Genomic DNA, 11,667 nt, shown 5'->3' with positions numbered 1-11,667 from the left:
CGCATGCAAGCGGCGGGGGTGCAGTTCGCAATGGCGCGCCTTGCGCTTGTAGCATCTTTGGCGGCACACCGGCGCCATCTGATCGCATACCGGGGGACCACATCACATGCGCCGTATCGCCGCCCTTCTCGCCGCACCCTTGATCGCCGGCGTCACGCTCGCCCAGCCGATCGCGGCGCAGGACGCGCCCGTCATCCGGCCCGAAGAGGTACGCGCGCACGTCGAGTTCCTAGCGGACGATCTGCTGGAGGGGCGCGACGCCGGCACCCGCGGCTATGACATCGCGGCGAAGTACGTCGCCAGCCGGTTCGACGCGTTCGGGCTGAAGCCGGGCGGCGAGCAGGGTGGCTGGTATCAGACCATCACCTTCCGCACCGCTCGCCCCGACCCCGCCAAGCCGGCCGCGATCACGATCGGCGGCACGCGCTTCGCCAGCGGCACCGACGCCGCGGTGGCACCCGACGCGCGGTTCCAGGACCAGAAGCTGGCGGCGGGCGCGGTGTTCGTCGGCTTCGGCCTCGACGCGCCGGCGCAGGGACAGGACGATTATCGCGGCCTCGACGTGCGCGGCAAGTTCGTCGTGATGCTGAGCGGCACGCCGAAATCGCTGTCGGGCGAGCTCGCCTCCAGCCTCGGCGCCGAAAAGGTGAAGATGGCGGCGGCGCGCGGCGCGATCGGAATCCTGACGATCCCCGCCCCGGCGCTGGTCAAGCGCGTCGGCTGGGAGCGCATCCGCGGTAACATCGTCGAGCCGCGCATGCGGATGGCCGAACCCGACGGCAGCCTGTACCTGCCCGTGCCCGGCATCCGCGCCAGCGGCTATGTGTCGGGCGCGGCGGCCGAGGCGCTGTTCGCCGGCAGCGGCACGACGCTGGCCGCCGTGCTGACCGCCGCCGATGCCGGCACGCGCGTGCGCGGCGTGGCGCTGAAGCCTCAGGTGACGGTCGACCAGTCGAGCCTTGTTTCCACCATCACCAGCGCCAACGTCGTCGGTGTACTGCCCGGCACCGATCCCAAGCTGCGCAGCGAGTACGTCCTGCTGACTGCGCATCTCGATCACAATGGCGTCCACGCCGATGCGCCGGGCACCGACAAGATCTTCAACGGCGCGATGGACAACGCCGCCGGCGTCGCGACGATGCTGGAGGCGGCGCGCGCCTTCACCGCATCGGGCAAGCCGCCGCGCCGGTCGGTGATGTTCGTCGCGCTGACAAGCGAGGAGGACGGGCTGCTCGGCTCCGACTATCTCGCGCGCCATCCGCTGACCCCGGCCGGCGGCGCGGTGGTGGCCGACGTCAATCTCGACATGCCGGTGCTGCTCTACAAGCTGGAGGACGTCGTCGCCTTCGGCGCGGAGCATTCGACCGTGGGCGAAGCGGTAGCGCGCGCCGCGGCGAAAACGGGCCTGACGCTCAGCCCCGACTTCATGCCGGAGGAGAACGTCTTCGTTCGTTCCGACCACTACAGCTTCGTGAAGCGCGGCGTGCCCTCGGTCATGCTGGCGACCGGGGTGAAGAACAACGGCGCCGCGATCTTCAAGGACTTCCTCGCCAAGACCTATCACACCCCGGCCGACCAACCGTCGCTGCCATTCGACTGGGTATCGGCCGCACGGTTCGCCACGATCAACTACGAGGTCGCGCGCGACCTGGCCGACGCCGACGCCCGCCCGCGCTGGTATGCCGACAGCCCGTTTGGCCAGCAGTTCGCGAAGGACCAGCCGAAAGCGGTGCGTCCGAAGTAACCTTCCCCCCCTCCCTCGTGAATGGAGGGCCCGGGGGTGGGTGGCCAAGAGGCGAGCGATCCGTTCCCCATCGGGCCGACCCACCCCCTACCCCTCCCTTGTGCAGGGAGGGGAGTATTCAACACCGCCTCTTGTGTTGCCATAATACAACACCATTTCTGTCGGTGAGACGAACAGGGACGCGATATGAACCTCGAGAAATTCACCGACCGTGCGAAGGGCTTCCTCCAGTCGGCGCAGACCGTCGCGATCCGCATGTCCCACCAGCAGATCGCGCCCGAACATCTGTTGAAGGCGCTGCTGGAGGATGAGCAGGGCATGGCGGCCGGGCTGATCGCGGCCGCCGGCGGTGATGCGAAGCGTGCGGTGTCAGAAACCGATCTGGCGCTGGCCAGGATCCCGGCTGTATCGGGCTCGGGCGCGCAGACCACCCCCGGGCTGAACAACGATGCGGTCCGCACGCTCGATACCGCCGAGCAGATCGCGCAGAAATCGGGCGACAGCTATGTCACGGTCGAGCGGCTGCTGGTCGCGCTGGCCCTCTCGCTCAACACCGCGGCGGGCAAGGCGCTGAAGACCGCGGGCGCGACGCCCGAGGCGCTGAACACCGCAATCAACCAGATGCGCGGCGGACGCACCGCCGACACCTCCGGCGCCGAGGATCGCTATGACGCGCTCAAGAAATTCGCGCGCGACCTGACGCAGGCCGCGCGCGACGGCAAGCTCGATCCCGTCATTGGCCGCGACGAGGAAATCCGCCGCACCATCCAGATCCTCGCCCGCCGCACGAAGAACAACCCCGTGCTGATCGGCGAACCCGGTGTCGGCAAGACCGCGATCGCCGAAGGCCTGGCGCTGCGCATCGCCAATGGCGACGTGCCCGACACGCTGAAGGACCGCCGCCTGATGGCGCTCGACATGGGCGCACTGATCGCCGGCGCGAAGTATCGCGGCGAGTTCGAGGAGCGGTTGAAGGGCGTGCTGGACGAGGTGCGCGGCGCCGAGGGCGAGGTCGTGCTGTTCATCGACGAGATGCACACGCTGGTCGGTGCCGGCAAGGGCGACGGCGCGATGGATGCGTCAAACCTTCTGAAGCCAGCGCTCGCGCGCGGCGAACTCCACTGCATCGGCGCGACGACGCTCGACGAATATCGCAAATATGTCGAGAAGGACCCCGCGCTCCAGCGGCGGTTCCAGCCGGTCTATGCCGACGAACCGACGGTCGAGGACACCATCTCGATCCTGCGCGGCCTGAAGGAGAAATACGAGCTACACCACGGCGTGCGCATCACCGATGGCGCGATCGTCGCGGCGGCGACGCTCAGCAATCGCTACATCACCGACCGCTTCCTGCCCGACAAGGCGATCGACCTGATGGACGAGGCCGCGAGCCGCATCCGCATGGAGGTGGAGAGCAAGCCAGAGGAGATCGAGACGCTCGACCGCCGCATCATCCAGCTGAAGATCGAGCGCGAGGCGCTGAAGCGCGAGAGCGACCAAGCGTCGAAGGACCGGCTGGCGACGATCGAGAGCGATCTCGTCAACCTCGAAGAGCAGTCGGCGGCGCTCACCACTCGGTGGCAGGGCGAGAAGGACAAGATCGCCGGTGAGGCGCGGATCAAGGAGCAGCTGGAGGCCGCGAAGCTGGAGCTGGAGCAGGCGCAGCGCGGCGGCGACCTCGCGAAGATGTCGGAGCTGTCCTACGGCACCATCCCCGCGCTCCAGAAGCAGCTTGACGAGGCGCAGGTCTCGACCGGCTCCGCGATGCTGCGCGAAGAGGTGACCGCCGACGACATCGCCGGCGTGGTCGGCCGGTGGACCGGCATCCCGGTCGAACGGATGCTGTCGGGCGAGCGCGAGAAGCTGCTGAAGATGGAGGAGGCGATCGGCCGGCGCGTGATCGGACAGGCCGACGCCGTGCGCGCGGTCGCGACCGCGGTGCGCCGCTCACGCGCCGGGTTGCAGGATCCCAACCGGCCGCTCGGGTCGTTCCTGTTCCTCGGGCCGACCGGCGTCGGCAAGACCGAGCTGACCAAGGCGCTGGCCGAATTCCTGTTCGACGATTCCGCAGCGATGGTGCGCATCGACATGAGCGAGTTCATGGAGAAGCACGCGGTCGCCCGGCTAATCGGCGCCCCTCCCGGCTATGTCGGCTATGAGGAGGGCGGCGTGCTGACCGAAGCCGTCCGACGGCGGCCCTATCAGGTCGTGCTGTTCGACGAGGTGGAGAAGGCGCACGCCGACGTGTTCAACGTGCTGCTGCAGGTGCTCGACGACGGGCGCCTGACCGACGGACAGGGCCGCACGGTCGATTTCTCGAACACGCTCATCATCCTGACCAGCAACCTCGGCAGCCAGTATCTCGCGTCGCTGGGCGACGGCGAGGATGTGGCGAGCGTCGAGCCGCAGGTGATGGACGTCGTGCGCGCGCACTTCCGTCCGGAATTCCTCAACCGGCTGGACGAGATCATCCTGTTCCACCGGCTGGCGGCGGAGCACATGGCGCCGATCGTCGACATCCAGGTCGCACGGCTCGGCAAGCTGCTGGCGGATCGCAAGGTGACGGTGGAACTGTCGGACGCTGCCAAGGTCTGGCTGGGCCGTGTCGGTTACGACCCGGTGTATGGCGCGCGCCCGCTCAAGCGCGCGGTGCAACGCTACCTGCAGGACCCGCTGGCCGACCTGATCCTGCGCGGCGAGGTCCGGGATGGGGCGACGGTGCATGTGGACGAGGGGGATGGGGCGTTGGTGCTGGCGGTGGCTTGATACGAAAAGGGCGGGCTCTTTCGAACCCGCCCTTTTACTCACTGTCGGAGAATGCGGTTTCAGAAACCTACGCGAAGCTGGATACGCCCGGATCGCGGTGCCTGGAAAACAAGCGGCGAACGATAATTGGGGTTGATTGCACCGACATCGTCATCGCCGAATTCGTCGAAGTCGAGCGCCGACTTACTGTTCAATACGTTGAAGACATCAAAGCGAATGCTGGCATTCACGCGATCGGATGGAACGCGCAGTTCGGCGGTCAAGCTGACCTCCTTACGCCAATCACTTTCGAAAGCAGTGCCGCGCTGTACGAGCTTACCCTGACAGAAGTTCCCGGCTGCACCATACTGCGCCGCGAACGGATCGATGCTTTCCGGGACGAAGCCGATGCAGCCAAACTTCTTAGGCGATTGGATCTGAACGTTGGCGCCCAGATTCAGGAAGTCACCGATCTGATAGCTGCCATACGCCTTCACAGTATGACGCCGGTGACCAGGAAGGAAGCCGTAAGACCCCAACGTCAGACCCGGCTGATCAAAGTCCTGCGTCGCACCAGTATCCGACTGCCCAACGTCCGACTTGGCGCCACCTTCGTAGTTGCCGCGAAGTGACGACCAAGTATAGGAGCCCGAGAAGCTCCACTTTCCATCAAACTCGCGATCGACCGTTAGGGTAACGGCGTCATACGACCGCTTTGCTTTCGGATAACCAAGCTGTTCGGCGGTAAAATCCACGGTGGGTGTCGTACCATTCGGAAGTGGCAGCAACTGTATAGTTGCGGCCTCGCCCGGATTGACGAGAACATACTGATGAAAGCCAGTGAAGAAGCCACGGCCGCCGCAACCCGTTATGTTGTTGCGGGCGCAATACGCGAGAACTGCCTGATCAATCGCCACGTCTTCGAGCACAGCGCCGAGCTTGCGATTGGTATAGTTCAGACCCACGCGCCACCGCTGGCCGATACGACGCTCAGCACCTATAATGTATTCATCAAGCGACTGCGGTTTAAGGCCTTGTGCGATAAACGCCGTCGGATCGGTGATTTCACCGTCCGCGGTAATCGTACAGTTCGCTACCGTTGTTCCGGGGCAAGCCTGGGAATTCGTGATCCCGAGAATCGGCGCACCATAGATCGGAGTACTGTCGGGGTTTAGACCGGCGAGACGATAATAAGCGGTATAGTCCAGTTCGCGGCCCGCACCCCGGATGTTGGTGTTAGCTGCAATCGGAACGAAATAGCGTCCGAACGAGCCGAACACCTTGGTCGAGCCGTCGCCAAACGGATCGACGGTAAAGCCCAGGCGCGGACCCCACTGATCGCCGGACTTGTAGAACGGCACACCGCCAGCATCCTTGTTGACAAAGCGATCGTTGCGCACGCCCAACTGAAGATTAACGCGATCCTGGAATAACGACCAACTGTCCTGAATATAAAAGGCTTCGTTTGTCGTGTTGAACGTGCCACCGTTCTCGAACGTCCGCGTGGACACGAATTGTGTACCAGCCGGAAGCCGTGTCAGATCGGTTCCATTAGCGGTGCTGAGTGTCGAAGCACCGCGTCCGATCGTCGTCGACAGCTGCGTTGCATCCAACGACTCGCGATCATATCCGAAACGGATATGATGCGAGCCAAAAGCACGGAAATAAAGATCGACGTCGCCACGATAGAAGCTTCGCTTGTCGTTGTTCGTCACGACCGAACCCGTGCCATTAGCCAATTCGGTCGGCGTGCCCGTGCGATTGTCAGTGACACGCTCCAGCGTTGTGTTCGCCGGGAGCGTCGCGGTGCGGTTCTTGTTTACGCCATATGCGCCCGACACCGTAATCCACGGCGCGAACGTTCCGGTGTACCGGCCGACATAGTTTTCACCGCCTGAAAGGCTGGTGGTGCGACTGACGAAACGGCCGCGCGTATTTGTATTAGAGTTGTACACGGAGACAACATTGTCCGACTCTCCGGTGCTGTTGAAATAGGTCAACTCCAGTCGCTGGCCGTCAAACGGCACGAAATCAAGCTTACCGCCGTAGAACGGACTTTTCGTGCTCTGTCGCGTCGAGCGATTGTTTGTCGCGTCGGCCGCAGACGACGTTCCGTTTTCACTTACGACATAGCGATTGTTATAAAGACCAAAAAAGAACAGCTTGTCCTTGATGATCGGTCCACTTGCGGTGAACACCGCGTCGATACGATCGTTAAAGTCACCATCGTTATCGGCAAGATAGCTGTTGGGTGCATCCCCGCTCAGAAAATTCGGCTCCCAATTAAACAACACACCGGCATGATATTCGTTGGTGCCCGACTTCGTGATTGCGTTGATTACGCCGCCAGTCGCACGACCGAACTCCGCCTGAAAACCGCCTGTCTTGACTTCGACGGTCTGATAAAAATCGAACGGAATCGGCGTTGGCAAGAAACCCTGACGAAACTCAGTGATGTTCAGACCGTTGACGTAGTACGCGTTTTCCGTGAACGACGAGCCGCTGACCTGCGCTTGATTAGCAAACGCGCCATTCGCGGCAGATCCGCCTTGCGTTGTGCCTGGCGCCAACAAAATGACGTCGCGCAGCGAGCGCTGCACCGGCACACGCGTCTGCAATTCACCGATGTCGATGACGGCACCGGTCGTGGTGCGTTCGAAATCCTGAACCTGCACGCGGCCAGCGGTAACGACGATATCGCCCCCATCGCTGGATGCGGTGCCAGCTGCGCCGGTCGTCGCCAAGGTGAACTGGTTAGCGGAACTCGTCTGATTCAGGACGATGCCGGACTCCGTGTAGGTGTCGAACCCATTGGCAGTTATGGTGAACGTGTAAGTGCCCGCTGGCAGCTGGGGGATGCGGAAGCCGCCGCTGCTGTCAGTAGTCACGGTACGAACAAAACCCTGACTGTCTGACTTAAGTTCGACAGTCGCGGCCCCAACTCCCTGTCCGTTCGTACCCTGAACGCGACCAGATGCAGTCACATTCGTATAATCCTGCGCCGCAGCAGGTGCGGCGGCGAAGACGCCGGCGGTCAGGCCAGCGCCGAGGAGCACGATCGCCTGCAGGGCGGAACCGCCACGGAGCGCCTTGCGCTTGAAGATGGAAGTGCTGTTCACGAATTTTCCCTCGCTATTGGCCTTGCCGGTGCATCGCTGCACCGCCCCTCGACCGTTGCTTGTCACATCCGCGCGGACGCGTTCGGCGACATGGTGTGGGGATGAGCCGCCAACTAACCGCTGTAAAGCTGGCCACTTAGCCGGTTTCCGCTTTGTCGCTGCGCTGTAGCGAAAATGCCACATATCGACGGGGAACCAATAGCATGCTTACGGAGTTTCCGCGCCGTAGCGCGAAGTTGGTGGTCAGCCGCCCTTCGGCATGTTCCCCGCCAGCAACATCGGGTCGATACGCGCCTCGCCCCACTTCATACCCCAGTGCATGTGCGGTCCCGTCGCGCGGCCGGTGCTGCCGATTTCGCCGATCACCTCACCCTGACGCACGCGCTTGCCCGGTCGCACCAGAATGCGCGATAGATGGAGGAAGGCGCTGTTCAGCCCCATGCCGTGGTCGAGCATCAGCAGATTGCCCTCCAGCGTGAAGGGGTGGTCGGCGGCGAGGATGACGATGCCGTCGGCGGGCGCGACGATGGGGGTGCCGGCGCGGCGCGCGACGTCGACGCCGCTGTGGTAGGCGCCGGGCTCGCCGGCATAGATTCGCTGGGCGCCGAACAGGCCGGAGATGCGGCCGGTGACCGGCCAGACGAAGCGCTGGCGCCAGCCGTCGACGTCGCCGGTGGCGTTCGTCCGCGCGGCGGCGATCGCCGCGAGTTCGGGTGCGCGCAGGCGCTGGAATTCGGCGGTCGGCTGCGCCGTGCGCGGCAGGGTCGGCAGGCGCTCGATCCGCCACGCCTGCGGCGCAACGGTCAGCGGGCGGATCACGGGCGCGGCACCGGGTCGTGTCCCCACCAGCGTCGCGATGGCGGCGGCATCGCGGTCGAACGCGATCAGGAAGCGGCCGTCCGCCGCGACGGGCACAGCCTTGCCATCCAGCGTCAGCGCGATCGTTCCTGTCGGAACGCTGCCGCGCATCACGCCGCCCTGCACCGCCCCGCCGGTCAGGTCGAAATCACTATGCGTGGTGCTGGTGACTGGCGCCGGCATGGCCTGCGCTCGCTCCAGCTCAGTCGCCGGTGCCGCGACACAGCCAGCCACCGCGACCACTACCAGCCCGACCGCGAGTACGCCGCGGCGCGGCGCGCTCATTGGGGTGCCATCGCCTCGCTGGCGATGATCGCGCTGGCGTAGGCGGCCTGACGCTCGACGTCCCAGTAGCGCAGCTCCTCCAGCGGGATGCGCGCGCCCGACACCGCGCACAGCACGTGATCGCCGGTCGCCAGCACGCGGAAGCCATTGGCCATGTAGTGAAGCCGCGCGGGGCGGTCGGACTTGGACATCAACATGGCGCGCTTTCGTCGGTTGCTCGGTCGGCAGCCGTCAGAACAGGTCGGGCTGCGTAGGGGCGTCGACATAGGGTTTGCCGCCGCTCCGCTCAAGCCGGGCGTCGACGCGGCCATCGATGAACGCGAGCGTCAGCGCGCCCGCCGCGCGTGCTTCGGCGGCACTCGCGACCACGCGCCCGGTCGCGCGCGCCTCGATCCGGGCATAGCCCCGCTCCAGCGGTTTATCGGGGTGGGCGGCGTCGAGCAGCCGGGACAGCCCGTCGAGCCGGCTGCGCGCGCCCTCCACGCGCCGCTCCAGCATCGCCGGGCGCAGCGCAGCACCGGCGCGGTCGAGGTCGCGGCGACCAACCGCGACGCGCCGTTCGAGCGCGAAGCCGAGGCGGCGGACGAGGTCGTCGGCGCGCTGCCGCTGCGGCCCGAGCAGCGCGTCGCGACGCGGCAGAACGCGGACCAGCGCCGACAGCTGCTCGCGTCCGCGCTCGAGATAGCGGCGCACGCAGCGCTCGGTCCGTGCCGACAGGGAAGCGAGGCCGGCGAACAGGTCGGCGCGGACCGGCACCGCGAACTCGGCGGCGGCGGTCGGCGTGGGTGCGCGGACGTCGGCGGCGAAGTCGCAGAGTGTCGTGTCAGTCTCATGTCCGACCGCCGAGATGATCGGGATGGAGCAACCGGCGACGGCGCGGACGACGACCTCCTCGTTGAACGCCCACAAATCCTCGATCGAACCGCCGCCGCGCGCGACGATCACGAGATCCGGGCGCGGCACCGGCCCGTCGACGGGCATCGCGTCGAAGCCACGCACCGCCGCGGCAACCTCCTCCGCCGCGCCCGCGCCCTGTACCTTGACCGGCCAGACGATGACATGGGTGGGGCAGCGATCCTCCAGCCGGTGGAGGATGTCCCGGATGACCGCGCCGGTGGGCGAGGTGACGACGCCGATCGTGCGCGGCATGAACGGCAGCGGTTGCTTGGCTGACGGGTCGAACAGCCCCTCCGCCCCCAGCTTCGCCTTAAGCTTTTCGAGCAGCGCCATCAGCGCGCCCTCGCCGGCCAGCTCCATCCGCTCGATGACGATCTGGTACTTCGATCGCCCGGGATAGGTGGTCAGCTTGCCGGTCGCGATCACCTCGATGCCGTCGGCGGGCGAGAATTGCAGAGACGACGCCGATCCGCGCCACAAAACGCCGTCGATGACCGCGCCGTCATCCTTCAGGCAAAGATAGGCATGGCCCGACGACGCACGCTTCCATCCCGAAATTTCGCCGCGCAGGCGGACGTGGCCGAATTCGCCTTCCACCATCCGCTTCAGTTTCTGCGACAGCTCGCTGACCGACAGATCAGGTGCGTTGCTGCCAGGCACGGCCTCGGCTACCAGCCGGCTTGCCGCATAATCGTCGGAAAAGGGATCGGCCATGAACGTCCTGTTGCTGGGCGCCGGGGGGCGCGAACATGCGCTTGCCTGGAAACTCGCGCAATCGCCGCGCCTGACGCGCCTGTTCGCCGCACCGGGCAATCCCGGCATAGCCGCGCATGCGACGCTGGTCGACCTCTCGTCCAACGATCACCGGGCGATCGTCGATTTCTGCCGGCGCGAACATATCGGCTTCGTCGTGATCGGGCCGGAGGCGCCGCTCGTCGCGGGACTCGCCGACAATCTGCGCGCGTGCCGCATCGGCGTGTTCGGCCCCGGCAAGGTCGCGGCGCAGCTGGAAGGCTCGAAGGGCTTTACCAAGGATTTGTGCGCGCGCGAGGGAATACCGACCGCGCGCTACGAGCGGGTCAAGTCGCTCGACGGCGCGCGCACCGTAGTCGGCGAGTTCGGGCTGCCGGTCGTCATCAAGGCGGACGGCCTGGCCGCGGGCAAGGGCGTGACGATCGCGACGACGGCGGCCGAAGCGGACGACGCACTCGCCGCGCTGTTCGACGGCCACGGCGCCGAAGCGGTGATCGAGGAATTCCTGGAAGGCGAGGAAGCCAGCCTGTTCGTGCTGACCGACGGCACCAGCCTGATGTCGTTCGGCAGTGCGCAGGACCACAAGCGCGTCGGCGAGGGCGATACCGGCTCCAACACCGGCGGCATGGGCGCCTACAGCCCCGCACGGGTGCTGACGCCTGAACTGGAGGCGCGCGCGATCGACGAGATCGTGCGGCCGACGGTGGCGGCGATGGCGCGGATCGGCCACCCGTTTCAGGGCGTGCTCTATGCGGGGCTGATGCTGACGGCGGAGGGGCCGAAGCTGATCGAATACAACGCCCGCTTCGGCGATCCGGAGTGCGAGGTGCTGATGCCGCGGCTGGAGAGCGATGTGCTCGACCTGCTGATCGCGACCGACGACGGCACGCTGGGCAGTCGGGACGCGACATGGCGGGACGAGACCGCGCTGACGGTGGTGATGGCGGCGGACGGCTATCCCGGCACGCCGGCGAAGGGCGGTTCGATCGGCGGTATCGATGCCGCGGAAGCGACCGGCGCGATCGTCTTTCACGCCGGCACTGCCGATGGTGACGGCAGCATCGTCGCCAACGGTGGGCGCGTGCTGGCGGTGACGGGCATGGGTGCGACCGTGGCGGCGGCGCAGGCGGCGGCCTATGCCGCGGTGGACGCGATCGACTTCCCGACCGGCTTCTGCCGCCGCGACATCGGCTGGCGCGAGGTGGCGCGGGAGCAAGGATAGGGTTCGACCAGGGGCGGCACCCTCACCCTTCCCACCGGCTACGC

The 11,667-nt window shown here is 66.0% G+C and carries 7 protein-coding genes; 3 read left to right on the top strand and 4 right to left on the bottom strand.

Features of this window, described 5'->3' with window-relative positions; translation table 11 throughout:
• Window positions 1-106 precede the first annotated feature (106 nt).
• Window positions 107-1,744 carry a M28 family metallopeptidase gene (locus ACX40P_RS02920; protein WP_459124786.1) on the top strand — a complete coding sequence of 546 codons (1,638 nt, stop codon included), beginning with the start codon at window positions 107-109 and terminating at the stop codon, window positions 1,742-1,744.
• Window positions 1,745-1,930: 186 nt separating this feature from the next.
• On the top strand, window positions 1,931-4,510 hold the full coding sequence (clpB, locus tag ACX40P_RS02915) for an ATP-dependent chaperone ClpB (RefSeq protein WP_459124785.1): 2,580 nt from the start codon (window positions 1,931-1,933) through the stop codon (window positions 4,508-4,510).
• A 59-nt stretch (window positions 4,511-4,569) separates the two neighbouring features.
• Here clpB and ACX40P_RS02910 read toward each other — a convergent pair whose 3' ends face one another.
• The 4 genes from ACX40P_RS02910 to xseA form a co-directional block, all read right to left on the bottom strand.
• On the bottom strand, window positions 4,570-7,608 hold the full coding sequence (locus ACX40P_RS02910) for a TonB-dependent receptor (protein ID WP_459124784.1): 3,039 nt from the start codon (window positions 7,606-7,608) through the stop codon (window positions 4,570-4,572).
• Between the two features lie 243 nt (window positions 7,609-7,851).
• The gene (locus tag ACX40P_RS02905) at window positions 7,852-8,751 is read right to left on the bottom strand and encodes a M23 family metallopeptidase (protein ID WP_459124783.1); all 900 of its coding nucleotides are present in this window, start codon (window positions 8,749-8,751) and stop codon (window positions 7,852-7,854) included.
• On the bottom strand, window positions 8,748-8,948 hold the full coding sequence (locus ACX40P_RS02900; RefSeq protein ID WP_459124782.1) for a DUF2093 domain-containing protein: 201 nt from the start codon (window positions 8,946-8,948) through the stop codon (window positions 8,748-8,750). The genes ACX40P_RS02905 and ACX40P_RS02900 overlap by 4 nt, the downstream gene beginning before the upstream one ends.
• Before the next feature lie 34 nt (window positions 8,949-8,982).
• Entirely contained in the window at window positions 8,983-10,362 is a 1,380-nt protein-coding gene (gene xseA, locus ACX40P_RS02895; protein WP_459124781.1) for an exodeoxyribonuclease VII large subunit, read from the bottom strand.
• Between xseA and purD the strand changes: the two genes are divergently transcribed.
• Window positions 10,361-11,623: a phosphoribosylamine--glycine ligase gene (gene purD / locus ACX40P_RS02890; protein WP_459124780.1), complete on the top strand. Its 1,263-nt coding sequence runs from the start codon at window positions 10,361-10,363 to the stop codon at window positions 11,621-11,623. The genes xseA and purD overlap by 2 nt on opposite strands.
• Window positions 11,624-11,667: the final 44 nt, after the last annotated feature.

Source organism: Sphingomonas sp. RS2018 (assembly GCF_054489605.1).
Note: the sequence above shows the minus strand (reverse complement) of the source record. Positions and strands in the feature narration are given on the sequence as shown.